This window comes from Natranaerobius thermophilus JW/NM-WN-LF, assembly GCF_000020005.1.
Taxonomy (GTDB): domain Bacteria; phylum Bacillota; class Natranaerobiia; order Natranaerobiales; family Natranaerobiaceae; genus Natranaerobius; species Natranaerobius thermophilus.
In genome coordinates, this window is record NC_010718.1 from 1543345 (window position 1) to 1570337 (window position 26993).

The 26993-nt window shown below is 37.1% G+C and carries 26 protein-coding genes; 25 read left to right on the plus strand and 1 reads right to left on the minus strand.

Going from position 1 to position 26993, the window contains the following annotated elements; translation table 11 throughout:
• Positions 1 to 23: 23 nt before the first annotated feature.
• The 23 genes from NTHER_RS07445 to NTHER_RS07555 all read left to right on the plus strand — a co-directional run bounded on the left by NTHER_RS07445 (position 24) and on the right by NTHER_RS07555 (position 22530).
• Entirely contained in the window at positions 24 to 1244 is a 1221-nt protein-coding gene (locus NTHER_RS07445) for a competence/damage-inducible protein A (protein ID WP_012447926.1), read from the plus strand.
• Positions 1245 to 1289: 45 nt separating this feature from the next.
• Positions 1290 to 2690 carry a metallophosphoesterase family protein gene (locus NTHER_RS07450; protein WP_012447927.1) on the plus strand — a complete coding sequence of 467 codons (1401 nt, stop codon included), beginning with the start codon at positions 1290 to 1292 and terminating at the stop codon, positions 2688 to 2690.
• A 181-nt stretch (positions 2691 to 2871) separates the two neighbouring features.
• Positions 2872 to 3966 (plus strand): recombinase RecA, encoded by a 1095-nt coding sequence (gene recA / locus NTHER_RS07455; RefSeq protein ID WP_012447928.1) that lies wholly within the window; start codon positions 2872 to 2874, stop codon positions 3964 to 3966.
• A 5-nt stretch (positions 3967 to 3971) separates the two neighbouring features.
• Positions 3972 to 4430 (plus strand): regulatory protein RecX, encoded by a 459-nt coding sequence (locus tag NTHER_RS07460; RefSeq protein ID WP_012447929.1) that lies wholly within the window; start codon positions 3972 to 3974, stop codon positions 4428 to 4430.
• A 223-nt stretch (positions 4431 to 4653) separates the two neighbouring features.
• Entirely contained in the window at positions 4654 to 6117 is a 1464-nt protein-coding gene (rny, locus tag NTHER_RS07465) for a ribonuclease Y (RefSeq protein WP_012447930.1), read from the plus strand.
• A gap of 78 nt (positions 6118 to 6195) precedes the next feature.
• Positions 6196 to 6987, plus strand: coding sequence for a TIGR00282 family metallophosphoesterase (locus tag NTHER_RS07470; protein ID WP_012447931.1), 792 nt, complete (start codon positions 6196 to 6198; stop codon positions 6985 to 6987).
• A gap of 96 nt (positions 6988 to 7083) precedes the next feature.
• The gene (locus NTHER_RS07475; protein ID WP_012447932.1) at positions 7084 to 7344 is read left to right on the plus strand and encodes a stage V sporulation protein S; all 261 of its coding nucleotides are present in this window, start codon (positions 7084 to 7086) and stop codon (positions 7342 to 7344) included.
• Between the two features lie 178 nt (positions 7345 to 7522).
• Positions 7523 to 8509: a dipeptidase gene (locus NTHER_RS07480; RefSeq protein ID WP_012447933.1), complete on the plus strand. Its 987-nt coding sequence runs from the start codon at positions 7523 to 7525 to the stop codon at positions 8507 to 8509.
• A gap of 16 nt (positions 8510 to 8525) precedes the next feature.
• Positions 8526 to 9356 (plus strand): PHP domain-containing protein, encoded by an 831-nt coding sequence (locus tag NTHER_RS07485; protein WP_012447934.1) that lies wholly within the window; start codon positions 8526 to 8528, stop codon positions 9354 to 9356.
• Positions 9357 to 9592: 236 nt separating this feature from the next.
• The gene (locus NTHER_RS07490; protein WP_041366992.1) at positions 9593 to 10570 is read left to right on the plus strand and encodes a GntR family transcriptional regulator; all 978 of its coding nucleotides are present in this window, start codon (positions 9593 to 9595) and stop codon (positions 10568 to 10570) included.
• A gap of 11 nt (positions 10571 to 10581) precedes the next feature.
• A complete protein-coding gene (locus tag NTHER_RS07495; RefSeq protein WP_012447936.1) occupies positions 10582 to 10803 on the plus strand; it encodes a 4Fe-4S dicluster domain-containing protein in 222 nt (73 codons plus the stop codon).
• Positions 10793 to 11929 carry a 2-oxoacid:acceptor oxidoreductase subunit alpha gene (locus NTHER_RS07500; protein WP_012447937.1) on the plus strand — a complete coding sequence of 379 codons (1137 nt, stop codon included), beginning with the start codon at positions 10793 to 10795 and terminating at the stop codon, positions 11927 to 11929. Before NTHER_RS07495 ends, NTHER_RS07500 begins: the two co-directional genes overlap by 11 nt.
• Positions 11929 to 12750, plus strand: a complete 822-nt coding sequence (locus NTHER_RS07505) for a 2-oxoacid:ferredoxin oxidoreductase subunit beta (protein WP_012447938.1) — start codon at positions 11929 to 11931, stop codon at positions 12748 to 12750. Before NTHER_RS07500 ends, NTHER_RS07505 begins: the two co-directional genes overlap by 1 nt.
• A 4-nt stretch (positions 12751 to 12754) precedes the next feature.
• Complete coding sequence (locus tag NTHER_RS07510; protein ID WP_012447939.1) at positions 12755 to 13300, plus strand: 2-oxoacid:acceptor oxidoreductase family protein; 546 nt, start codon at positions 12755 to 12757, stop codon at positions 13298 to 13300.
• Positions 13301 to 13332: 32 nt separating this feature from the next.
• Positions 13333 to 14583 (plus strand): Glu/Leu/Phe/Val family dehydrogenase, encoded by a 1251-nt coding sequence (locus NTHER_RS07515; protein WP_012447940.1) that lies wholly within the window; start codon positions 13333 to 13335, stop codon positions 14581 to 14583.
• Between the two features lie 93 nt (positions 14584 to 14676).
• Positions 14677 to 16356, plus strand: a complete 1680-nt coding sequence (locus NTHER_RS07520) for an acyl-CoA mutase large subunit family protein (protein ID WP_012447941.1) — start codon at positions 14677 to 14679, stop codon at positions 16354 to 16356.
• Positions 16357 to 16403: 47 nt separating this feature from the next.
• Entirely contained in the window at positions 16404 to 16811 is a 408-nt protein-coding gene (locus NTHER_RS07525) for a cobalamin B12-binding domain-containing protein (RefSeq protein ID WP_012447942.1), read from the plus strand.
• Positions 16808 to 17212, plus strand: coding sequence for a methylmalonyl-CoA epimerase (gene mce, locus NTHER_RS07530; RefSeq protein WP_012447943.1), 405 nt, complete (start codon positions 16808 to 16810; stop codon positions 17210 to 17212). Before NTHER_RS07525 ends, mce begins: the two co-directional genes overlap by 4 nt.
• A 23-nt stretch (positions 17213 to 17235) precedes the next feature.
• Positions 17236 to 18792, plus strand: coding sequence for an acyl-CoA carboxylase subunit beta (locus NTHER_RS07535; RefSeq protein ID WP_012447944.1), 1557 nt, complete (start codon positions 17236 to 17238; stop codon positions 18790 to 18792).
• Positions 18793 to 18836: 44 nt separating this feature from the next.
• The gene (locus tag NTHER_RS07540; RefSeq protein ID WP_012447945.1) at positions 18837 to 19268 is read left to right on the plus strand and encodes an OadG family protein; all 432 of its coding nucleotides are present in this window, start codon (positions 18837 to 18839) and stop codon (positions 19266 to 19268) included.
• Between the two features lie 51 nt (positions 19269 to 19319).
• Positions 19320 to 19754, plus strand: a complete 435-nt coding sequence (locus NTHER_RS07545; protein ID WP_012447946.1) for a biotin/lipoyl-containing protein — start codon at positions 19320 to 19322, stop codon at positions 19752 to 19754.
• A 15-nt stretch (positions 19755 to 19769) separates the two neighbouring features.
• A complete protein-coding gene (locus NTHER_RS07550; RefSeq protein ID WP_012447947.1) occupies positions 19770 to 20882 on the plus strand; it encodes a sodium ion-translocating decarboxylase subunit beta in 1113 nt (370 codons plus the stop codon).
• A gap of 85 nt (positions 20883 to 20967) precedes the next feature.
• Positions 20968 to 22530: a VanW family protein gene (locus NTHER_RS07555; protein ID WP_012447948.1), complete on the plus strand. Its 1563-nt coding sequence runs from the start codon at positions 20968 to 20970 to the stop codon at positions 22528 to 22530.
• 5 nt (positions 22531 to 22535) lie between these two features.
• Here the strand turns inward: NTHER_RS07555 and NTHER_RS07560 are convergent, their stop codons facing one another.
• Positions 22536 to 22721 (minus strand): hypothetical protein, encoded by a 186-nt coding sequence (locus tag NTHER_RS07560; RefSeq protein WP_012447949.1) that lies wholly within the window; start codon positions 22719 to 22721, stop codon positions 22536 to 22538.
• Positions 22722 to 22936: 215 nt separating this feature from the next.
• Between NTHER_RS07560 and miaB the strand changes: the two genes are divergently transcribed.
• Together miaB and mutS are read left to right on the plus strand one after the other, a co-directional pair.
• Positions 22937 to 24292, plus strand: coding sequence for a tRNA (N6-isopentenyl adenosine(37)-C2)-methylthiotransferase MiaB (miaB, locus tag NTHER_RS07565; protein ID WP_012447950.1), 1356 nt, complete (start codon positions 22937 to 22939; stop codon positions 24290 to 24292).
• Between the two features lie 39 nt (positions 24293 to 24331).
• A complete protein-coding gene (gene mutS / locus NTHER_RS07570; protein ID WP_012447951.1) occupies positions 24332 to 26941 on the plus strand; it encodes a DNA mismatch repair protein MutS in 2610 nt (869 codons plus the stop codon).
• Positions 26942 to 26993 lie beyond the last annotated feature (52 nt).

Below are 26993 nucleotides of genomic sequence, written 5' to 3' on the forward strand. Positions count from 1 at the left end.
AATATCAAGAGGTGGGTGATCAAGTGATAGGAGAAATAATATCAGTAGGCGATGAATTATTAGAAGGCCATGTTTTAAATACAAATTCTCAATATTTATCACAGCAATTATTTCAAATAGGTATAAATGTTAAATATCAGCAGACCATAGGGGATGATTTTGACAGTTTAGTTTCTGCTTTTAATAATTCCCTCAACCGGTCTGATGTGATTATTTTGACGGGGGGACTCGGGCCTACCAGAGATGATATTACCAAGGAGGCCGTATCTCGGTCCTTAAATTTAAACCTCCTTTTGGATGAAAATGAATATCAGAGGATTAAGAGTTTTTTTGATCATTTACAAAAAAGAATGAGTGAAAATAACAAAAAACAAGCATATATACCTGAAGGTGCTGAAGTATTAATTAATCAAATTGGCACTGCTCCTGGAATTTTTATCGAACAAGAAGATAAAATAGTAGCTATGCTACCTGGCCCACCCAGGGAGATGAAAACTGTCTTTCTAAACGAGCTAAAACCACGATTGATAAAAAATATTACAGCAGAGGGATATTACAAATCTAGTATTATAAAATTGATTGGAATTGGTGAATCTCAAGTAGATGAAATAATCAAAGAAATTAAAATACCTAACTGTGAGATAGTCCCCTTAGCACTAAGGCATCAAGTACATTTGATTTTAAAATCCTATTCCCAGAACCAAATAACTGCTGAAGAACAGTTAAAACGATTAGAAAATATGTTACAACACAAACTATCATCTTTTATCTGGGGACGAGATGATGATAAATTAGAAGAGATTGTTGTGAATACTTTAAAAGACAAAGGATTGTCTTTAGCAGTAGCCGAATCTATGACCGGGGGATTGATCGCAGGAAAGTTAACTGATGTATCAGGCGCTAGCAATGTATTTCATGGCGGTGTTGTAGCCTATACAGAAGATGCAAAGTTGAATTCATTGACTGTTAGCCAAAAAGTCCTTGAGAAATACTCTCACGTCAGTGAGGAAACTAGTTATGAACTGGCAAAACAAATAAGAGAAAAATTTAACACTGATATTGGTTTGGGAATAACAGGTTATGCTGGACCTGAAGGAGAACGAGTAGGATTGTTCCATACGGTGATAGTGGGGAGTACTGGGAAGAGACATTTATCTAGAATTTTACCAGGAGGTAGAACTGATATAAAAAAGGGAGCTGTCATACAATCACTGAATGAATTGAGAAAATTTTTGTCAGACTAAATAAAGATACTTATAATACAAAATAATTAAGCAGGTGAACGTATAATGAACAATCCTACTAGAAAAAAAACTTCTATTTATCTTAAACTGTTCTTAATAACAACTTTTGTAGGTCTGCTTTTTGTGACTTTTTTAAGTCCATCAACATATAATTTAGGTCCTTTTATGGTGGAATTAAGGCTTCAACTGTTAGATCATGGTTTGACCACAGTTGATATTTCACCGGTAGGAGAAATTAGTGCTAGAACTCACCTACCTCCCGTAAAGTTATTAATTGACTTAGAAAGTATGGATTTAGACCAATTATCTGATATAATTGCAACAGCTCCTCAGGAAGAGTTAGTAGAAGAGATAGAGAGTCAAGTATACTCAATCATAAGATCCTTTGTGACTAAATTGCTAGTATTATCTGTCATTGGGGGATTTGTTGGTGCTATCATAGGAGGGTTCCGCACTCCAAAATATCTTTTAACAGGTGTTGGATTTGCTGTGCTGGTCACTGGAATCCTTATGGCTATGACCTTTGGTACATACGATATCATGGCCTTTGAGAATCCTGAATTTGATGGGGCTCTACAAGCATTTCCCTGGATGATGGGAGTTGTGGAAGATAGTTTGAGAGCTTTAGACGATGTTTCTGCCCAGTTACAAGCCTTGAGTGAAAATTTATTTACTTTTTTTCAAAGAATTGAAGAATTACAAGGTTTCGATTTTATAGAGGGAGAGTATCAAATTCTTCATATATCTGATATCCATAACAATCCAGCAAGTTACGACTTGGTAGATAGGATGGTGGCAAGTTTCGGAATTGACATGATAATTGATACAGGTGATATTACCGATTATGGCTCACCTATTGAAGCTGAATTAGCTTCAGAAGTTTCAAGATTACCGGTTCCTTATGTGTTAATTCCAGGAAACCATGATTCTCCTCAAGTTATCCAACGACTGAGAGAGATAGATAATGTTTATGTGGTAGAAGATCAAGCCATCCTGGAAATCTTAGATTTTAAAATTGCAGGGATTGCAGACCCCGCTTCCGAATCAACAGCTATGGAAGTACCAAGTGAAGAAGTTTTAGATGATTATGCAAAAAGACTAGCTGAAACCGTGGAAGAATCTGGCGAACAACCTGATATAATTGGAGCTCACCATCCTCATATTGCTAGACAACTTGAACTCGCACCGACTATTCTAACAGGTCATACTCATCTACCCGAGGTGGAAATAGTTGAAAATGACGATCCTATATTGGTTTCTAATGCAGGAACTACTGGAGCTGCTGGAATTAGGGGGATTGAAGCGGGTGGTGATATTCCATATAGTTTAGTTGTCCTTCATTTCAATGCTGATAAGCAGCCTATTGCTGCAGATCTGATTAAAGTTAGACATTTAGAATCAGGTTATAGGGTTGAAAGGTTTGTAGTTGAAGAATATTTACGATAAAATTGTGATATAAGGAGGATATTTGACTATAAAGGTAGAATTTTCTATTATTCATGTAAACTCCTTAATAATAACTATACCTTAGACTGTATTAAAATTAAGCTTGAATGTTGATAACTGTAAAATTTCAATTTCACAGCTTTTCTGAGATAGTAATTTAATGAAACGGGAGGGGAAGTTTATGGAAAAACAAAAAGCTTTAGATATGGCTTTGTCCCAGATAGAAAAGCAGTTTGGTAAAGGTTCTATTATGAAACTGGGAGAAAGTAATGCTAAAATGAATGTGGAAGTTATTCCTACAGGAGCATTATCTTTAGATATTGCATTAGGGATTGGAGGATTACCTAGAGGTAGGGTGGTTGAAGTTTACGGCCCAGAATCCTCTGGTAAAACAACTGTGGCCCTTCATGCGGTAGCAGAAGCTCAGAAAAACGGTGGGAATGCCGCTTTTATTGATGCAGAACACGCATTAGACCCTGCTTATGCTCGTAACTTGGGAGTTAATATTGACGAATTGTTGGTTTCACAACCAGATACAGGCGAGCAGGCCTTAGAAATAGCTGAATCCCTAGTAAGAAGTGGGGCTATAGATGTGATTGTGGTAGATTCTGTGGCTGCTCTGGTTCCCAAGGCCGAAATTGAAGGGGAAATGGGAGATTCTCATGTAGGCTTACAAGCTAGATTAATGTCTCAGGCACTGCGAAAACTGTCAGGTTCTATTAGGAAGTCACGAACTACTGCCGTCTTTATTAATCAGATTAGGGAAAAAGTTGGAGTTATGTTTGGAAATCCTGAAACTACACCGGGGGGACGAGCTTTAAAGTTCTACTCTTCTGTCAGGATAGAGGTTAGAAGAATTGAATCTTTGAAAAAAGGTAATGACATTATTGGAAATAGAACCAGGGGCAAAGTAGTTAAAAACAAAGTAGCACCTCCATTTAAAAAAGCAGAATTTGACATAATGTATGGTGAGGGGATTTCCAAGGAAAGTAATATCTTGGACTTAGCCAGTGAATTAAATATTGTCACTAAGAGTGGACCTTGGTATTCCTATGGAGAAGACCGCTTAGGACAGGGTAAAGAAAATGCCAGAAATTACCTAAGAGATAATCCTGATATAGCTGAGGCCATCGAACTACAGATTTTGGACAATTATAACTTAGGGACCAACAATCAACAAGATCAAGGTCAAGAAAGTGAAGAACAAACCAAAAGTTCTAACAAAGATGCTAAAGAAACTACTGGCAAAAAAACTACCAAGTCAAACAAGGCCTGATTTAAATGTGTGATGAAAACAAGCACTATGAACAAGCTTTAAACCAAAGTTTTAAATATCTATCTATTCGTCCTAGATCACAGAAAGAAATCTTTCAATACTTAATGCAAAAAAATTATCCACGAGGGACCGTAGAAGTAGTTTTAAATAGGTTAATGGAGCTTGGATATATTGATGATGAATACTTTGCTAACAGTTTTGCTGAAGAAAAAGTTATTTTATCAAACAATCCCATTGGACCGTACAAGCTCAAGTATGAGCTGGCTAAAAAGGGGATTTCTGGTGAAATAATTGATCAAGTGATAGCGCAATACTTTGAAGATGAACAAAGCTTGGCCCAGTTGGCTTTCCAAAAAAAATATCCCCAAGAAGATTTAGAACATGATGATTTAATTAAAGCAGCCAAATACTTAGAAAGAAGAGGCTTTTCCTATGAAATCATTCGCAGTGTTGTATTTTCTTGACATAAGATGAAAATAGGGATACAATTTAATAGATGTATACTTTGCTGGCCCTCCTGACTGCCTTAATCTCTTAATTCACATAAAGAAAACAGCTGTGTTAGTTATTAATTCAGCAATACAGCAGAAGCAGGAGGTGAGTTAAATTAACGGTTTAATCAATATACTGTTACCAGTAGTAGGTGCAGGAGCAACAGGAATATTAGTCGGCTATTTAGTGAGAAAAATGATCGCTGAAGCCAAAATAACCTCCGCTGAGGAGGCTGCCGATAAAATCATCGAAGATGCCAAAAAGCAAGGAGAGTCTATGAAAAGAGAAGCTCTTCTTGAGGCAAAAGAAGAAATCCACACTCAAAGAAATGAACTTGAAAAGGAAACTCGTGAAAGAAGAAATGAAATCCAAAGATTTGAAAGAAAGCTAGAACAAAAGGAAGAATCTCTTTCTAAACAACAGAAACAATTAGAACAAAAAGAAAAAGAGATTGCCCAAAAAGACGAAAAAATCACTAATAAGGAACAAGAATTAGAGAAAATTTATCAACAACAGGTAGAGGAACTTGAAAACTTGTCTGGACTAACTACTCAAGAAGCAAAAGACATGCTATTGAATAGAGTTAGGGAAGACATAAGCCATGAAACGGCTATGATGATTAAAGAGATGGAAAGCCGTGCCAAGGAAGAGGCTGATAAAAAGGCCAGAGAAATTATTACTACAGCAATTCAAAGATGTGCTGTTGACCATGTAGCCGAGTCTACAGTATCCGTAGTTTCATTGCCCAATGATGAAATGAAAGGTAGAATCATAGGCCGAGAAGGCCGTAATATCAGAACATTAGAGACTTTAACTGGTATTGATTTGATCATAGATGATACACCTGAAGCCGTTATTCTATCAGGATTTGATCCCATCCGACGTGAAATTGCTAGACTGGCACTAGAGAAATTGGTGTCTGATGGGCGTATTCATCCCGCTCGAATAGAGGAAATGGTAGAAAAAGCTCAAAAAGAAGTAGATGAGCAAATAAGAGAAGAAGGTGAACAAGCTACCTTAGATACAGGAGTACATGGATTACATTCCGAGCTAATTAAATTACTTGGAAGATTAAAATTCAGAACCAGCTATGGTCAAAATGTCCTTAATCACTCTATTGAAGTTGCTCGCCTGTGTGGCGTAATGGCTCACGAGTTGGGAACCGATGTAAATACGGCCAAAAGAGCCGGGTTACTTCACGATATTGGTAAAGCTGTAGATCATGAATATGAAGGTCCTCATGTCACGATAGGTGCCGAATTAGGTAAAAAATACGGTGAATCATCTAATGTATTACATGCCATTGCAACTCATCACGGTGATGAAGAACCGGAAACAATCGAAGCAGTGTTAGTACAAGCAGCTGATGCTATTTCAGCCGCTAGACCAGGTGCTAGAAGAGAAACTCTAGAATCTTATATTAAGAGACTTGAGAAATTAGAAGAGATAGCAGACTCTTATAAAAGTGTTGAAAAAGCATATGCAATTCAAGCTGGTCGGGAAGTTAGAATTATGGTTAAACCCGAACAGGCCGATGATGAAACAAGTATTAACTTAGCACGTGATATTTCTAAACAAATTGAAGCAGAACTAGACTATCCTGGACAGATAAAAATAACCGTAATAAGAGAAACCAGAGCTGTAGAATATGCTAAATAAATCATGCATATATAAGTGTCCCTTCGGGGACACTTATTGTATTTGGATTATTTTAGGAGGATTTAGGAGGATATGAATATGAAAGATGTAAAAGTGCTAATAATAGGGGATATAGTTGGTAGACCTGGAAGATATTGCCTGAGAGATTTGTTACCTAAAATTCAGGAGAACTATGAAATTGATTTTACTATTGCTAATGGGGAGAATGCTGCAGCTGGCAAAGGAATCACTAAAAAGGCTATGAATAGCTTATTAGAAAGTGGAGTTGACCTAATAACCTCGGGTAACCATATCTGGGATAAAAAAGAAATCTTTAAATTTATTGACGAAGAGAGAAGTATAATTAGACCTGCTAACTTTCCACCTGGTAATCCGGGAAATGGTCATCAAATTATAGAAACAAATTCAGTTAATATCGGTGTCATCAATTTATCTGGAAGAGTTTTTATGTCTTCTATAGATTGTCCCTTTCAAAAAGGAAAAGAAATTATTGACAAAATTACCCATGATTGTAATATAATAATTATAGATTTTCATGCAGAAGCAACTTCTGAAAAAATGGCCTTAGCACGTTATTTTGATGGTAAAGTATCTGCAATTATAGGTACTCATACTCATATCCAAACTGCTGATGAACAAGTACTACCAGCTGGGACTGGATATATCACCGATGTAGGAATGACTGGACCTTACGAATCTATTTTAGGTGTTGAGTCTCAGGCAGTAATTGATAATTTTATAACGGGGATTCCTACAAAATTTGAAGTAGCCGAAGGGAAAGTACAATTTAATGGTGTGGTAGTTCACTTGGACTCTGATAACGGTATCTGTAAAAAAATTGAGCGTATCCAGGATTTACATGAATTTTAAATTTTTTAGATAAAAAAAAGGAATTTTTAGGTTTTTGTAGAAATGAATTCAGCGTAGGAAAAAATACTATAACATATCTTATAGGAGGTTTGATCAATGGAAGTATTAAAAGTTTCAGCAAATTCAAATCCTAACTCTGTTGCAGGTGCTTTGGCTGGTGTGATTAGAGAAAGAAATAGCGCGGAAATCCAAGCCATTGGAGCCGGGGCACTCAATCAAGCTGTAAAAGCTGTTGCAATTGCGCGAGGCTTTGTTGCTCCAAGCGGTATTGATCTAATTTCAATTCCAGCTTTTACAGACATCGAGATTGATGGAGAAGAGAGAACTGCTATTAAGCTAATAGTTCAGCCTCGCTAAGGTTATTGAAATTTAATTATGTTTTTAGTCAAATTAAGCGCCTTTGTGGCGCTTTTTCTTTTAATATTAGCTGTATTTAAGTTGAATGTTGATAACTGTAAAATTCAATTGAAAATTTTACAGTCTAAATAAAACCAGTGCTTAATATTTTAAACCTTAAGGGAAGGGTGGAATACTAATGGAATGGCAAGCACTTCATGACAAAACTTTTATTGTCGATGGACATAGTGATACTATTTTAAATTATGACCGTTACGAGAATTTCGATTTTCTCTACAGTAATGACAATGTTCATATGGACTTACCTAAAATCGATACAGGAGGGATTGATTTACAGTTTTTTGCTGTATTTATAGAGGATCAATTTCTTCCTAATGCGGGTTTTAAAAATTGTGTCCGTTTATTAGAGACATTTCGGAACAATATTATAGATAGTCCCAACTTTTCTATGATTGAAACTAAGAAAGACTTAAGAAATGCCATTGATGATGGATCACAAAAGAAATATGGTTTACTCACCATAGAAGGTGGTGAAGTCCTAGAAGGTGATATAAACCTATTAAGAGCTCTTTATCGATTGGGGATCAGGGGAATCACTTTAACGTGGAATAGACGAAATGAATTGGCAGATGGCTGTAGTTTAGGCAAGTATGCCGGTGGTTTAAGTGATTTTGGCTGTCAAGTAGTTCGAGAAATGAGTAGATTGGGTATGATGGTAGATGTCAGCCATTTGTCTTTAAATAGTTTTAATCATGTGTTGGAAATTCATGACGAACCTGTAGTTGCAACTCATTCAAATGCTAGTTCAATTTTAAATCATCCAAGAAATTTAGACGATAATCAGCTTAAAAAAATTGCTGAAAGTGGTGGAGTTATAGGTCTGAATTATGCATCCCACTTCATCACCAACTCTCAGAAAAGAGCTGGCTTAGATGAATTATTTCAACATTTACAATACATGATAAATCTAGTAGGAGAGGATCATGTGGCTCTAGGCAGTGACTTTGATGGAATATCCAATCCACCCAAAGAAATAAACACAGCCGCCGATTTACCTAAACTCACCGAATATCTTTGCAAATGTAATCTTAGTGAAACTACTATTCAGAAAGTTTTAGGGGATAATTGGCTCAGGGTATTAAACGAGGTATTACCGGAGGATTGACATTAGAGGTGATTATATGAAATGCTTTGGTGATCTACACATACATACAACAGCTTCTGACGGAGTTCTTCATCCTCATGAAATTATTGACAGGGCAGAAGAAAAGCAAATTGATTATATAGCAATAGCGGATCATGATACGTTTTTAGGAGTTGAAAAGTTATTAGTTGATAAAAGGCTTAAAAGGAGTAAGATTACATTGATACCGGCCATAGAAATTTCTACAGATCTGGCCGATGAAGAGCTACATATACTTGGTTACTTTAATTCTGTCAATAACAAGCAGCTGCACAATGCCTTAAATAAACTTAGAGAGTACAGAGAAGAGAGAATCACAAAGATTGTCGATAAATTAACTAAGATGCGATGTCCTATATCATTAAAAAAAGTGTATCAACATTCCGTCGAGGGGTCCATTGGAAGGCCTCATATTGCAAGGGAAATGGTAAAACAGGGATATGTTTCATCCGTTAGTGAGGCCTTTGAAAAATATCTAGCCAAGGATAGGCCTGCTTATGTGAAAAGGGAAAAGTTGACTCCAGAAATTGCTATAAATATGATTCGTGAGGGTGGTGGAATTGCAGTTTGGGCTCATCCAGGTATTACCAAAAATCCTGAAAAGTCCTTTCAACATCTCATTGACGTAGGTATCCAAGGAATTGAACTTTATCATCCATACCACAGTTTTAGTTTTGAAATTAGTTGGCGAGATAAGATAATTAATAATAACTTAATAATCACAGGGGGATCGGATTTTCATGATTATGAAGACCCTCCCGTTGATTTAGGAACAAAGGGGATAAATTGCAGTGAAATTACTAAAATGATTCAGATGATCAACGAATGATCAAAGAGTCAAAAAAAGTTATTGGACCAATGGACTGATCCATTGGTCTTTTTTATGAAAAATTTTAAAATTAAGGGAGGATTTCATTAATTAATAGAGAAGAAATCGAATAGAATCTAGTATTGAATGGGCAAAACTTAGTCTGTGGCCAATCGTATTTTTAATTAAATCTTGTATATCATTATATAAATTGGATTGGTCCAATTTTAGATATATTTTTGAAGTGGGTGAAAACAATGGAATTTAAATTGGAACGAAAAAGCAGAACTCCATATTATTTGCAAATAAAAGAAAATATCAAAAAATTCGTTGAATTCGGATACTGGACTAGTGGGACGAAATTACCGACAGAACGTGAACTGGCTGAACGACTTCAAGTTAGTAGAAATACTGTTAGCATGGCTTATAAAGAATTAGAAAGTGATGGTGTGATTGTTTGTCATCAAGGAAGAGGAACTTTCATTGCAGAGAAAGATGATAAGCTGAAACAGCAGAGTAGAAAAGAACATTTATTAAAAATAATTGATGTTTCCATTGAAGAAGCTCTACAATTAGGTTTTACTATCGATGATTTTTTGGCCATAACTCACGTTAGGGCAAGAGAGAAGCAGGACATGTTAACTAAGTTAAATATAGCCTTTGTTGAATGTAATCAAGAACAACTTCATTACTTTGTAAATGAATTGAATTTTGATAAAGGTGTTTCAATTATTCCTATTCTTGTTTCTGATTTAAAAAATTATCCTGACACCTATCGGGATAAATTGTCACAGGTAGATATAATTATCACAACTTTCTTCCATTTAGAAGAGATTAAAGAATCTTTACACGATATCGAAGCTGAGATTTTACCTATAGCTTTGGAATTACAGATGGAGACTGTTGTGAAAATCGCCAGAGTCCCCTCGAATTCAAGAGTAGGTTTGATATGCAAGTCAGAAAACTTCGCTCATAAATTTATGAACTCTTTAACAAAAGCAGGAATTGATCATGTAAAAATAGATTTTATTATGACTGAATCAAAAGAAGAAATTATTGAATTTACGAATAATGTGGACTATGTTGTCACCAGCCCTGGGAAAAAGCATGTTGTGGCAGATATTATTGATGCTGATCCAGAACAAGAGATAACGGAGGTGATATTTAGACCAGATCAGGCTTCATTAAATCTCTTGAAAAGTACACTAGTTGATTTAAAACAAAAAGTTAGTTAGGGGTGAATGCTATGTCAAAGAAGACTGCCGAGCCTGTTAAAGTCGCTCCCAAATGGTGTAAAGGCTGCGGTATATGTATTGAATTTTGTCCTAAAAAAGTTTTGGATTACGATGACAAAGGCAAGGTTAAAGTAACAAAACCAGAAGAATGTATCAAATGCGGCTTATGTGAACTTCGTTGTCCTGATTTTGCCATAGTTGTTAAGAAGGAGGATGAGTCGGATGAAAAATAATCAAGCAGTATTAATGCAGGGGAATGAAGCTTGTGTAAAGGGTGCTCTCAGAGCGGGAGCAACTTTTTATGCAGGATATCCTATCACTCCCTCATCAGAAGTAGCTGAGGGCTTTGCAGAAGAATTACCCAAAATTGGCGGAAAATTTATTCAAATGGAAGATGAAATTGGTAGCATGGCAGCCATTGTTGGAGCATCATTGACAGGAGCTAAAAGTGTAACTGCCACCAGTGGTCCAGGATTTTCTTTAAAACAGGAAAATCTCGGTTACGCTTGTATGGCTGAAGTTCCCTGTGTTGTAATTAACGTGCAAAGGAGTGGTCCAAGTACTGGAGGGCCTACGGCACCTTCTCAAGGAGATGTGATGCAAGCTAAATGGGGGACTCATGGTGATCATCCCACAATTGCTTTAGCACCGTCTTCAGTACGAGAAACCTTTGACATGACAATTAAAGCTTTTAATCTAGCAGAGAAGTTTAGAACTCCAGTAATACTTTTATTGGATGAAGTTGTAGGTCATTTACGGGAAAACGTAGTTCTTCCCCCTGAAGATGAAATTGAACTTATTAATAGAAAGAAAAGTGATAATAAAAGTGATTATATGCCCTTTGATGCTGAAAGTGATGGAATACCTCCCATGGAAAACTTCGGAGAAGGAAGTTTATATCATGTGACCGGCCTACATCATGATAAAACAGGTTTTCCCAATTTGAATACCCAGGTAGTAGATAGTCTGGTAAGGAGATTAGTTAACAAAGTCGAACAGAATGCTGATGAAATTATAGATATAGAAATTGATGTACCGGAAAATGCCAACACTGTGCTTGTTTCATATGGTTCTGTCGCCAGATCTACGAAGAGTGCTTGCAAAGAACTTAGAGCTAAAGGTAATCAAGTTGGTCATATTAGACTGCAAACAATTTGGCCTTTCCCTTACGATCAACTAAAAGAACAGCTTCAAGGCGTTGAAAGAGTGATCGTACCTGAAATGAATATGGGACAAATTGTCGGTGAAGTTGAAAAATGTGTCGGTACCGATCAACAAGTAGAGGGAGTAAATCGAGTAGATACTCACTTGATTACTCCACAGGAAATAATTAGCACTGTAGAAAGGGAGGAAGGATAATGAGCACTCATCTTAGAAAATATCTGCGCCTGGATAAAATACCACATATTTGGTGTCCAGGTTGCGGGCACGGAATTATTTTAAATAGTTTAATAAGGGGCATCCACGAAGTTGGCCTAAAACAGGAAAACACGGTAATTGTTTCAGGAATCGGCTGTTCTTCCCGGGCACCAGGTTATCTGAATTTCAACACTCTTCATACTACTCACGGCAGGGCTTTAGCCTTTGCCACAGGTGTGAAACACTCCAATCCAGATTTGAATGTGATAGTTCTTACTGGTGATGGAGATAGTGCGGCCATTGGTGGAAATCATTTAATCCATGCTGCTCGGAGAAATATAAATATTACCACAATTGTCTTTAACAATAATATTTACGGAATGACTAGTGGACAGTATTCTCCAATGACTCCGACAGATGCCATAGCAACCACTTCCCCCTACGGAAATGTAGAAAAGTCTTTTGACCTCTGCAATATGGTGAAATCAGCAGGAGCCACTTTCGTAGGTCGGGGAGCCACCTTTAATACTAAACAATTAATACAGCTTGTTTCAGGAGCCCTCAGTCATAATGGCTTTTCCTTTGTAGAAGCTTTAAGCCAGTGTCCCACATATTACGGTAGAAGAAATAATTTAAAATCGGCTATTGATATGTTGAAATGGCAAAAAGATAACTCTGTCAGTGTCAAGGCTTATGATAAACTTCCGGAAGAAAAGAAAGAGGGTAAAATTGTACTAGGTGAACTCTTCCGTGACGATTCCATCCCAGAATACACTGACAGGTATGCGGAAATGGTCAAAAATGTACAGAAAAGGAGTTGAGAGTATGAGTAGATGGGAGCTAAGATTAAGTGGTTCAGGTGGCCAAGGACTAATTTTATCAGGTATCATTTTAGCTTCTGCTGCCACAAAACAAGGAAAAAACGTAATTCAAACTCAAAGTTATGGTCCAGAAGCTAGAGGTGGTGCAAGTAAAGCGGAAGTTGTCATCAGTGACGATGAGATCGATTATCCTGAAGTTACAAGTCCTAACTTTTTACTTACTTTAACGGAAGAGGCATTTTATAAATATAAAGAAGATATATCTTCTGATTGTAAAGTGCTTGTGGATAGCCAATTAAATGTGGATGACAGTGACCTGTCTAACCTTGATTTGTATACCTTACCTTTTCTTGAAACTGCCGAGAAGGAACTTAAAAGAAAAATTGTTGCCAATATGGTGGCTCTAGGTGCTACTGTTTATTTCACTCAAGTCGTCTCCCATGATCATATGAAAGAAGCAATTTCAAATTATGTTCCTCAGGGAACCGAGGAACTTAACTGGGAAGCCTTTCAAAAAGGCTATCAGCTAGCAAAAGAAAAGGATAACTAAATATATTTAAATATTTTAAGGAGGAGATTTAAATGTCTGAAAACCTAAACATTTATCACATTGTCCAGAGGCAAATAAAAGAAGCCGTGGAAATGTTAGGGGTTGACTTTACTGTATATGAAATCCTGAAACAGCCTCAAAATGTATTAGAAGTATCTTTCCCCATCAAAATGGATGATGGTTCAATAAAAGTTTTCAGAGGCCTAAGATCACAGCACTGTGACGTTTTAGGACCATACAAAGGTGGTCTTAGATTTCATCCAACTGTAGAAATGGATGAGTCCAAAGCCTTATCAATGTGGATGACCTTTAAATGTGCCGTGGTAGGAGTTCCTTATGGTGGCGCCAAAGGTGGAGTTGAATGTAACCCTAAGGATCTGAGCCAGCGGGAAATGGAACGGCTCAGCCGTGGTTTCATTAAAAAAATAGCAAACTTTGTAGGGCCTGAAAAAGATATTCCGGCCCCGGATGTTTATACTAATCCCCAGGTAATGGCCTGGATGATGGACGAATTTAGTAATGTAAGAGGATATAATAACTTTGGCTTAATTACAGGAAAGCCAATCATAGTCGGAGGTTCTAAAGGTAGAAGTGAAGCTACGGGTCGTGGTTGCGTTTATGTAACCAGGGAAGCTGTTAAAGAAATGGATTGGAACATGGAAGATATGAGAGTTGTAGTTCAAGGATTCGGGAATGCTGGACGGATCGCAGCTAAACTACTACACGATATGGGAGCTACTATAGTTGGCACCAACGATTCAATCGCAGGAGTATATAATAAAGAAGGAATTAACCCTTATGATTTAGAAAACTTTAAGGAGGAGACTGGATCTGTAAAAGATTATCCTGGCTCAGAGCATGTTACTAATGACGAACTATTGACTGCAGATTGTGATATTTTAATCCCTGCAGCTTTGGAAAACCAAATTACTCAAGCTAATGCAGGGCAAATTAAAGCTAAAATTATTTCTGAAGCAGCCAATGGACCTACTACACCAGATGCTGATAAAATATTGTATGAAAATGGTATACTAACAATACCAGATATATTAGCTAACGCTGGTGGCGTGACAGTTAGTTACTTCGAATGGGTACAAAACTTACAGAATTTCTACTGGACGGAAGATGAAGTGAATAATAGAATGGAAGAGATGATGGTCAGTGCATTCAAAAACTGCTTTAAAGCCAGAGAAGGATATGGAGTACACATGAGGACAGCTGCTTATCTAGTAGCTATTCAAAGATTGGCTAATGCTATGAAAATTCGAGGATGGTTAAACTAATTTTGTTTAATCTTGGTAGACTGAAATTAGGTTAATTTAAGAAATTTTTTGTAATTGAACTTTCGTAAAATCATCTAAACAGGAGGGATCTTTTTGACCACTAATAAGAGGGATCAAAAAGAACTTGAACAACAGTACCAAAACTGGAAAGACGGAACCTTAAAAAAAGCTTTGGATCGTTTTCCTGAACGAAAAGAAGAATTCACCACTGTCTCCAATATACCAGTTGACCCAGTTTATACCCCTTTAAATGAAGATACAGATTATTCAGAAGATCTAGGTTTCCCAGGCGAGTATCCCTTTACAAGAGGTGTCCAGCCAACAATGTACAGGGGACGTTTCTGGACCATGCGCCAGTACGCAGGTTTTGCCTCAGCCCGGGAAACTAATAAACGTTTTAGATATTTATTAGATCAGGGGCAAACTGGATTGAGCGTGGCCTTTGATTTGCCAACACAGATCGGTTATGATTCTGATCATGCCATGGCGCAAGGTGAAGTGGGTAAAGTTGGAGTTGCCGTAGATTCTCTTGAAGATATGGAAATACTTTTAGATCAGATACCCCTAGACAAAGTCAGTACATCAATGACTATTAACGCACCGGCTGCGGTCTTATTAGCAATGTATATAGCCATTGGTGAAAAACAAGGTATTCCTAAGGAAAAATTAGCAGGTACCATTCAAAATGACATTTTAAAGGAATATGTGGCCCGAGGGACATATATATTCCCGCCAGAACCTTCAATGCGGCTAATTACAGATATTATTAAATATTGCAGTAAAGAAGTTCCAAGATGGAATACCATTAGTATTAGCGGTTACCATATAAGGGAAGCGGGAAGTAATGCTATACAGGAGATCGCCTTTACTATCGCAAATGGCTTGGCTTATGTAGATGCCGCCTTAGAGAGTGGTTTGGATATTGATGAATTTGCCCCTAGATTGTCATTTTTCTTCAACTCTCACCTGGACTTCTTTGAAGAAATTGCTAAGTTCCGTGCTGCAAGAAGACTATGGGCCAAGCTAATGAAAGAACGATATGGCGCCCAAAACCCCAAGAGTATGAAAATGAGATTTCACACTCAAACGGCTGGTTGTACTTTAACAGCTCAGCAACCAAATAACAATATTGTTAGAGTAACTCTACAGGCTCTAGCTGCAGTATTAGGTGGCACTCAATCACTACATACCAATTCAAGGGATGAAGCTCTATCACTTCCCACAGAAGAATCTGTGCAAATAGCTTTAAGAACTCAGCAGATTATCGCAAATGAAAGTGGTGTAGCAGATACTGTTGATCCAATAGGTGGTAGTTACTATGTTGAATCCCTTACTAATCAATTAGAAGAAGAAGCTCAAAAATTAATTGATAAGATAGATGATTTAGGTGGTGCTCCTAAAGCCATTGAACAAGGATTTATCCAGAAAGAAATACAATACAGCGCCTATGAATGGCAAAAATCTGTCGAAGAAGAAGAACAGATAATTGTGGGACTTAACAAATATCAGGTTGAAGAAGAGTTTGACCTGACAACTCATAAAGTTGATCAAAGTGTGGCAGATGATCAGCGTAAAAGATTAAAAGATCTGCGCGATAAACGAGATAATGATACAGTTGAAAACAAATTGAGTGAATTAAAGAAAGCTGCCAATGGTGATGACAATCTAATGCCGTATATCATCGATGCAGTTAAAGAATATGCTACCCTTGGCGAAATTTGTGGAGCTTTACGAGAAGTATTTGGAGAATATGAAGCTGACAGCTATATCTAAAATTACCAGTTTAATTAAAACATAACATAAAAGGAGGTTATGTTAACTTGTCTCCCAAAAGAGTGGTTGTGGCAAAACCAGGTTTAGATGGACATGATAGAGGTGCGAAATTTATCGCAAGAGCCTTAAGAGATGCAGGAATGGAAGTAATTTATACTGGGCTTAGACAAACTCCAGAACAAATAGCATCTATTACATTACAGGAAGATGCTCAAGTTTTGGCATTAAGCTGCTTATCCGGTGCTCATAATGAGTTATTTCCCCAGATTGTATCTATGTTGAAGGATGAAGGTGCAGAAGATGTCTTGGTCTTAGGAGGGGGGATTATTCCTGAAGAAGATATCCCTTATCTGAAAGAACAAGGAGTAGCAGAAGTATTTACTCCAGGTACTACTAGTCAGGAAATTATTGACTTTATAGAGAAAAATGTGGATAATAAGGAGGTATCTTCATGATTGATAAACTAGATCATATTGGTATTGCAGTGAAAGATCTGCAAGAAGCCCTGGACTTTTATGAAAATCAATTACAAATTGAAGCTACCGGCACGGAAGAGGTTTCCGAACAAAAAGTCAAAGTGGCTTTCTTACCTGTAGGTGATACAAAATTGGAATTACTGGAGGGGACTACAGAAGACAGCCCCATAAATAAGTTTATTGAGAAAAAAGGTGCTGGTGTCCAACATATAGCCCTTCGCGTGGACGACATAGAACAAAGCTTGGAAGACTTAAAATCAAAAGGTGTTAAGCTGATTGATGAAAAGCCAAGATATGGTGCAGGTGGGGCAAAGATTGCCTTTGTACATCCAAAAAGTACGGGTGGCACTTTAATAGAGCTTTGCGAGCGTGAAGAATAACCCCAATTAAGGAGGTCATCCATATGGCAACTAATGATAAAGACAAATTGGAAATGTTACAGGAAGAAAAAGAAAAGATATCTAAAGGCGGAGGAGAAAAACGGATCGCTAAACAGCATGAAAAAGGAAAATTAACAGCTCGAGAGCGCATAGAAAACTTTCTAGATAATGGAAGTTTTGTCGAATTGAACGCCTTTGTCAAGCATCGACAAACCCAATTGGGAATGGACAAAAAAGAAGCTCCTGGTGAAGGAGTTGTTACTGGATACGGAACTGTAGATGGGCGTTTAGTCTACGTTTTTGCTCAAGACTTTACAGTTCTTGGTGGAACTTTGGGTGAAATGCATGCGTATAAAATATGTGATGCCATGGATCGGGCTGCTAAAGTAGGTGCTCCTTTCATCGGTTTAAATGATTCTGGAGGGGCCCGTATTCAAGAAGGGGTAGATGCGCTTAAAGGTTATGGCAATATTTTCTACCGAAACACTATTTATTCCGGAGTTATACCGCAAATTTCCGCAATTATGGGTCCTTGTGCTGGAGGGGCTGTATACTCACCAGCCTTGACAGACTTTGTGTTTATGGTAAGAGACACCAGTCAAATGTTTATTACAGGCCCCCAAGTAATTAAAACAGTTACTGGTGAAGAGGTGTCTTTTGAAGAGCTAGGCGGTGCCGATACCCATAATTCAAAAAGCGGTGTGGGTCATTTTGCTGCTGATAATGATGAAGACTGTCTGGCACAAATCCGGGAATTGCTTAGCTTTATTCCATCAAATAATGCTGAAGATCCACCAGCTGTGGAGCCTAGTGATGATCCCAACCGCAAAGAAGAAGATTTAAAAGATATAATCCCGGAAAATCCTAATAAACCTTATGATGTACGAGACGTTATTACCAGAATTACAGATGATGGCTATTTCTTTGAAATTCAAGAAAGTTATGCCCAAAACATAATAATTGGATTTTCGCGTTTGAATGGCCGGACGGTAGGTATTATAGCAAATCAACCTGCTCATCTGGCTGGTTGTTTGGATATTAATGCCTCGGACAAAGCATCCAGATTTATCCGTTTCTGTGACTCCTTTAATATCCCTATTGTAACTTTCCAAGATGTACCGGGTTATTTACCGGGAACGGATCAAGAGCATGGTGGTATTATTCGCCATGGTGCCAAACTATTGTATGCCTATTCTGAAGCTACTGTTCCTAAGATTACTGTCATTCTTAGAAAATCCTATGGTGGCTCTTACTTAGCCATGTGTTCTAAATCATTACAGGCAGATGTAGTTTATGCCTATCCCAGTGCCGAAATTGCTGTTATGGGACCTGAAGGGGCTGCAAATATAATTTTCAAAAAAGATATTGAAAACTCCGATGATCCAGAAAATACTCGACAAGAAAAGATTTCCGAATATCGGGAACAGTTTGCTAATCCTTATGTAGCTGCATCAAGAGGTAGGGTTGATGATATTATTGATCCAAAAGAAACCCGACCTAGATTAATCTATGCCCTAGAAACATTACAAACCAAGAGAGAGCAACGGCCATCTAAAAAACATGGAAATATCCCTGTTTAATTTTCAGTGGGCTTTGAAATACTGGGACAAAGGATGTGATGATTATGGATATGGATACTTTTGATCAAGGAATTCAAATCACTATTATAGGGTTTTCAGTGGTGATTTTATCACTGGTGATATTATCCCTCGTTATGGCCGGTTTCAGTAGACTTATAAATCCTCAGGCAATCAAACCTGAAAGTAAAGGGGACAGCCCTGATGAAAAAACAGAGGGAGATTCGCAAGATACCCTCTCTAGATCGAAGGAAGGCAGTGAAACTACTGTTGATTCACAACAAGAGATGCACCAAGCTGAAGATGATATTTCGCCCCAGGTAGTTGCAGCTATTTCAGCAGCTGTTTCTTTTGCCATGGCAGATAGCTCGGATCACGGTTTTCGTATCACCAGTATCCGGCCGGTAAAAGGAACTGAAGACTCTAGATGGAAATTTGTTGGTCGTCAGGAACAATTACAGGCCAGTAATAAACATTAAAATTATAATTAAAATTGTTATCCTTCAATTTAATAAAAGGAGGACCTTGATATGAAGAAGTTTCGAGTAAATGTTGAGGGTAATACTTATGAAGTTGAAGTGGAAGAAGTTACTTCCCAGGGAACAACTTCGGGCGCACAAGATAGTAGACCGGCGCCATCGAAACCTAGTCAAAGTACCCCTGAAAAATCTGCGAAACCAAGTCAAGTACAATCTAAACCAAAAGAAACTCAGACAGAAAATAAATCTCAAGATAGTGCTCCGGCTGGTGATGGTGAGGCTATTACAGCCCCAATAGCAGGTAATGTTCTTGATATAAAAGTTAATTCAGGAGACGAAGTAGATAAAGGTCAAGTAGTTATGATTTTGGAAGCAATGAAAATGGAAAACGAAATAACTGCAGACAGCCCAGGTAAAGTTAAAGAAGTTAGAGTCAACAAAGGGGCCACGGTGAATTCAGGCGACACTTTAATAGTGTTAGAGTAGAGAGGGGGAATAATCGTGGTATTCGAGCAAATTGGAAATTTTTTAGAAACGACGGCCTTTTACAATGTCTCTTTTGATCAATTGATCATGATTGTTATTGCCTTATTTTTATTATACCTAGCTATTGCTAAAAGATATGAGCCCCTATTATTGGTACCTATCAGCTTCGGGATGTTACTAGTTAATATTCCACAAGGGGATATCATGGACCCGGGTGGATTATTGTATTATTTATATCAACCTGTTGATTGGGGAGTATATCCCCCCTTAATTTTCTTAGGTGTAGGGGCTATGACGGACTTTGGTCCTTTAATAGCTAATCCCAAAACCTTTTTACTAGGAGCTGCCGCCCAATTTGGAATTTTCATTACTTTCTTGGGTGCACTAGGGTTAGGCTTCACCCCTCAAGAGGCAGGTTCTATAGGAATTATCGGGGGAGCAGATGGTCCAACTGCTATTTTCTTAACAAGCCAATTGGCTCCTGAGTTATTGGGATCTGTTGCAATTGCCGCTTATGCATATATGGCCTTAGTACCAATAATCCAGCCACCCATAATGAAAGCTCTAACGAATGAAGAAGAACGACAAATAGTTATGGAACAGCTTAGACCAGTAAGCAAAAGAGAACGAATCTTATTTCCCATTATTGTGTTCATTTTGACTTCATTCTTGATTCCTTCAGCTATACCTTTACTTGGAATGTTAATGTTTGGTAATCTATTAAAAGAGTGTGGAGTTACTGATAGATTAAGTAATGCAGCTCAAAATGAATTAAACAACATAGTAGTCATTTTCTTAGGCCTAACTGTGGGAGCTACAGCAGATGCTGGTAGTTTTTTAAGGTTACAAACTATTGGTATAATAGGTCTGGGCTTAGGAGCTTTTGCAGTAGGAACTGCCGTTGGGGTATTACTTGGAAAATTAATGTGCAAGTTAACGGGAGGTAAAATTAATCCATTGATTGGCTCTGCAGGAGTGTCCGCTGTTCCCATGGCTGCACGAGTTTCACAAAGCGTGGGCAGAGAAGCCAATCCTAATAATTTCTTGTTAATGCATGCGATGGGACCTAATGTGGCTGGTGTTATCGGTTCAGCCATTGCCGCTGGTTTATTACTAGCCATGCTGTAAATTAAATCATTATAATATGCATAGTTATAACCACCTGGCTATACATTATGTTATGAGTAGAATTTTTATAGCCGGGTGGTTTTATATGTTTAAAAAGTATTATGACAATTTTGACAAAAAGTCTAAAAAGCTTATCAGTATTGTAATCCCTGTTATGATATTTTTTATGTTCATGATGTTGGGCCTAGGAGGATATCAACAGTACAGATATCAAAACACTTTTATTCCCGGTATTTCAATTGCTGGGATTAATATAAGTGAAAAAAGTCATACTCAGGTAAAAAAATTGCTAGAACAAGAGCTTGAAAACATGTCTGATCAAAAGATTATTTTAGAACACCAAGAAAACACGTGGGAATACAATTTTCATGAACTCGGGATGGATTGGATGGTTAAAGCTTCCTTTGATAAAGCCCTTGATAATGATGAATTATCCTTTTTTGAAGGGATAAAGCTGCTGTTAGCTGAAATATCTCAAGATCAAGAAATCCAATTAGAACATGAACTTGATGAATCTAAAACAAAAAGTATTGTTAGTAATTTGAGAGACGAGATTGCTCAGAAACCTCAGGATGCTGAATATCAAGTCAATAAATATGCCCAGTCTGTTTCTATAAAACCCCATCAAAATGGAAAAGAAATCGATGAATCAAAATTTATATCTGAATTAAATTACTTACTCGAACAAATAAGCCAAGATCTAAGAAGCTTTACTGATGCTGAATTTGTTATAGAAATTCCAACTACCACTGTGGAACCCGACACACTAACAGAAGAATTACAGGAATTGGGGATTGATACCCTGATAAGTACCTTTGAAACACATTACGACGAAGATGATGAGCAAAGAGTCACTAATATTGAACTTGCTTCTGAAAAGCTGGATAACAAAAAACTAGAGCCAGGAGAAAAATTATCTTTTAATGAAGTCGTAGGTCCCAGAACGAGAGAAAGGGGCTATCAAGAAGCCCCTGTTATCATAGATGGTGAACTGGTTGATGGTTTAGGCGGAGGTATTTGTCAGGTTTCTACTACTTTGTACAATTCTGTTTTAAAGGCAGGTATAATTCCAATAGAAAGGTCTCCTCATGGCATACCAGTAGAATATGTTTCCCTGGGTAGAGATGCCGCAGTAGCATACGACTATCTTGACCTGGTGTTTGAAAATCACAGGGACAATGGAATTCTAATATCCACCCTGGTAGATGAAAACAGATTGAGGGTCGATATTTACGGAAGCCAAGAATCCCATGATTACACGATAAGAACGGAAGATTATCAAGAAATCCACCCGGATACCATCTATTTTTTAAAAACAGATGATGGTGAACGGGTGGAAATTAGTCAAGAAGAAAAACAGGAATTGTTGGATACCAATGAAAGTGATGAAAATGTGAATGAGAATGATTATGATAATGAAGAAAATGATCTTGAAGAAACCAACACAAATAATGATGACAAAGAACACATAGAAGATACTAACTACGAAATCACTGAACTTCAAAGGGGTAGACTTGGTTATCAGATAGAAGTCTGGTTACTAACATATAAAAACGATGAAAAAGTTGACAAAGAACATATAGCTACGGATATTTACCCATCAAGAGATGAAAAATACTTAATCGAATTAGAGGATTCTGATCAATAAGTGAATTATAAATTTATTTTATTGATGGAAACATGCCAAGTAGATTCGCAATTAGGACAGATCACTTGATGTAGACAATCATTGGAATCATGTTTTACTTCTGAATTATCTAGCTTAACTTGTTGTGGTTCTTGATACTCATAAGGTGCATAGGGGTCTAAATCCTCGATAGGTTTTGAACCTTCTTCCATAATTTCACGACAGTTGGGGCAGTATTCTTCTAGAACAACTAACCCATTACAAACTGGGCAGATATGATCGATAAATAAGCACCTCCAACGAAAACTAAATACTAATATTTTGATTATTAATTTTGGATTCAGTTATAGTGTTTACAGGATTAATGTTTTTTCATTCCTTTTTTGATATAATATAAAAATGCTATAATCATACTGGAGGTGAGATTATGACACTTTATCAACTAGGAAATGGAAAAAAATTTTATACTTTGACATTCGGTTGTCAGATGAACGAACATGATTCTGAAGTTTTGGCAGGAATGTTAGATCAAATGGGATTTGAAAAGGCTGCCTCTGAAGAAGAGGCGGATCTATTAATTATAAATACATGTGCGGTTAGAGAAAAAGCGGAACAAAAGGTTTTGGGCAAAATCGGAACTCTAAGATATTTAAAAGAAAACAAACCCGATATGAAGATAGCCATTGGAGGATGCATGGTTCAGCAGGAGCATGTAGCCAATAAAATTTATCGTGATTTCACCCATGTGGATATAATTTTTGGTACTCATAATATAAATAGATTCCCTCAGCTGCTCGAACATGTCATGCAAAAAGGGAAACGTGTTAAAGAAATTTCTCAAGACGATAGTCAGGTATTTGAAAACTTGCCTCATAAAAGGGAAGATTCTATTAAGGCATGGGTAGTAATCAGTTACGGTTGCGATAATTATTGTAAATACTGTATAGTACCATATGTCCGAGGACAGCAAAGAAGTCGTGATCCAGAACATATTAAATACGAAGTGGAAAAGCTAGCTAAAGAGGGGTTAAAAGAAATAACTCTTTTAGGCCAAAATGTTAATAGCTATGGTAAAGATTTGGATCAGAATATTAGCTTTACTAATTTACTGGAAGAACTGTCTAAAATTGAAGGCATAGAACGGATCCGGTTTATGACTAGTCATCCCAAGGATTTTGATAAAGAATTAATTACTACGCTAAAAGAATCAAACAAGATCTGTGAGCATTTTCATTTACCAGTACAAGCTGGAAGTAATAAAATACTTAAAAAGATGGGCCGTGGATATACTCGAGAACATTACGTAGATATTGTCAATGATATCAGAGCTGAACTCCCCAATGCTAGTATAACTACAGATATAATTGTAGGTTATCCCGGGGAAGAGGAAGAAGATTTTCAAGAAACCCTTGACCTAGTTCAAAATGTGAAATTTGATAGTGCTTTTACATTCGTGTATTCTAAAAGAAGTGGTACACCAGCCGCAGAAATGGCTGAACAAGTTGATGAACAAACAAAAAAAGGACGAATCCAAAAGTTGATTTCGGTACAACAAGAAATATCAGAACAGAGAAATAAAGATTTAGAGAATACCGTTCAAAGAATTCTTGTGGAGGGTGTCAGTAAAAATAACGAGGATATGCTGTCCGGCAGGACGAGAACGGATAAATTAGTACACTTTCCAGGCGATAAAGAGCTAATTGGGGAACTAGTTGATGTTAAAATTACTCGAGGACACAGTTGGAATTTGTACGGAGAGATATTTGAGGATAGTCTAACATGATATCATACCAGGTCAGTTTAGTTGATAGGGGGAATTGTTATGGCTAAAAACACCCGTAAAATTACACCTATGATCCAACAATATTTAGATATCAAGGAAGAATACCCTGATGCTATATTATTTTTCAGGGTAGGAGATTTCTATGAGATGTTCTTTGAGGATGCGGAATTGGCGGCTAAAGAGCTAGAAATAGTTTTAACTAAACGTAGTGTAGATAAAAAAGATTCTAATCCTATTCCCCTGGCGGGTATACCTTATCATTCATGTGAGACATATATTGGGAAACTATTGGACAAGGGTTACAAAGTGGCTATTTGTGAGCAAGTCGAAGACCCTCAACAAGCCAAGGGAATTGTAAAACGTGAAGTAGTCCAACTGATTACTCCGGGTACTGTGTTGGACAGTAACTTTTTGAAAGAAAAAGAACATAATTTTTTAGTTGGACTCTGTGAAGACCACAATTATTTTGGACTAGCAACAGTAGATGTTTCTACTGGCGATTTTTTTGTTACGGAAATTTCTAAAACTAATTACGATAAGGTTATTGATGAAATCTTAACAGTCTCTCCTCGTGAAATTATTATAGATGAGGAGAAGACTAGGGCAGATAAAATCTTATCCAAATTAAAAAATTACGGGATTTTAGTTACTAATAAGTCCCAACCCACTTTTAATAAAGCCTGTGATATTTTAAAATCACAGTTTAATGTTGAATCCCTAGAAGGCTTTGGATTGGCTGATCAAAAAAGTTCGATTATAGCTGGTGGATTTTTAGTTCAATATTTAATAGACACCCAAAAAACCACACTGGAACATCTGCAAAATGTAAAACCTTATTCTACAGAATCTTATTTGGTTATGGACTCTAATACCAGAAAAAATCTTGAGCTTTGCGAAACCATCAGACAACAGCGTAAAGAGGGCTCTTTACTTTGGGTATTGGACAAGACTTTAACTGCCATGGGCGGAAGAATGCTTAGGAATTGGATTCAACACCCACTTTTGAACGTGGATGCAATTAATCACAGGTTACAGGCTGTTGAGTTTTTCCTCAATTTTATGTACAGAGAAGAATTAGCTAGAACTTTAAAAAATGTTTATGATTTAGAACGGGTACTAGGAAAGATAATTTATGATAGAGCAACTCCTAAGGATTTAATAGCATTGAGCAATTCTTTAGAAATTTTGCCAGATGTAAAAGATCTGTTAAAGAATGATGAAGACGGAACTTTAAATGATTTAATGGACAGGCTTCCTGATCTTATGGATCTTGTAGAGCTAATTAATTCTGCTATTGTTCCGGATCCCCCTGCGACTGTAAAAGAAGGTGGCATTATTAAAGATGGTTTTGATGAAGAACTAGACAAAATCAAAGATCTTTCAAGGGGTGGCAAAGAATGGATTGCCAACTTAGAAGCTAAAGAAAAGGAAAGAACAGGTATAAAATCCCTCAAGGTAAGATACAATAAAGTGTTTGGTTACTATATTGAAGTAACTAAAAAGAATCTTGATTTGGTACCTGAGGATTATATAAGAAAGCAAACCTTGGTCAATGCCGAAAGGTTTGTAACACCCGATTTAAAAGAATATGAAGACAAAATTCTTAAAGCAGAAGAAGAAATGACTGATTTAGAGTACAAGATTTTTCAAAAAATCAGATCAGAGGTTATATCTCGAATAAAAGAAATACAAGAAGCTGCAAAAATTCTGGCTGAACTCGATTGTTACAGATCACTGGCAGCATCTGCAGCAGAGTACGATTTTGTTCCACCTCAGGTTGATAATTCAGATATAATTGACATTAAGGAAGGAAGACATCCCGTGGTAGAACGTGTCAGCCAGGAAGAGCCATTTGTCCCCAATGATACTTATCTGGACAATGGAACGGAACAGATTGCATTGATAACCGGACCCAATATGGCTGGTAAATCAACATATATGAGACAGGTAGCTTTAATAATAGTTATGGCACAAATGGGCTCCTATGTACCAGCAACTAGTGCTCGGATTGGAATTGTCGATAAAATATTCACAAGGGTAGGAGCGGCTGACGATTTAGTGAGCGGTCAATCTACTTTTATGGTAGAAATGAATGAAGTGGCTAATATTTTAAACAATGCAACTTCTAATAGTTTTGTGATTTTAGATGAAATCGGAAGAGGTACAAGCACCTTTGATGGAATTTCTATTGCCAGGGCTGTTGTGGAATACTTACACCAAGAAGACAAGGTAGCATGTAAAACTCTTTTTGCAACTCATTTTCATGAATTGATTGAACTGGCCGATGAATTTGCAAGAGTTGTTAATTATTCAGTATCTGTTAAAGAAGAGGGCGATGATATGATATTCTTGAGAGAAATAGAAAAAGGTGGTACCGATAGAAGTTATGGAGTCCAAGTAGCTAGATTAGCTGGTATTCCAAGAAAAGTTATTGGTAGAGCTAAAGAGATCTTATCATATTTGGAAAGTCGGGAAACTAATACGGAAATTCCTATGACCGGATATCAAGTAACCTTAGATGATCTATCGGCCGAGAAAAATAAACTGATTCAAGAACTAAATAATATTAATCCCGATGAATTATCTCCCAAAGATGCCTTAGACAAGATTTATGAATTATACGATAAAGCTCAGAAATTTAAAGAATAGGCGACTATAACTTAAAAAACGCCAAAGAGATAAAAAGCTAAAGGGGATCAAA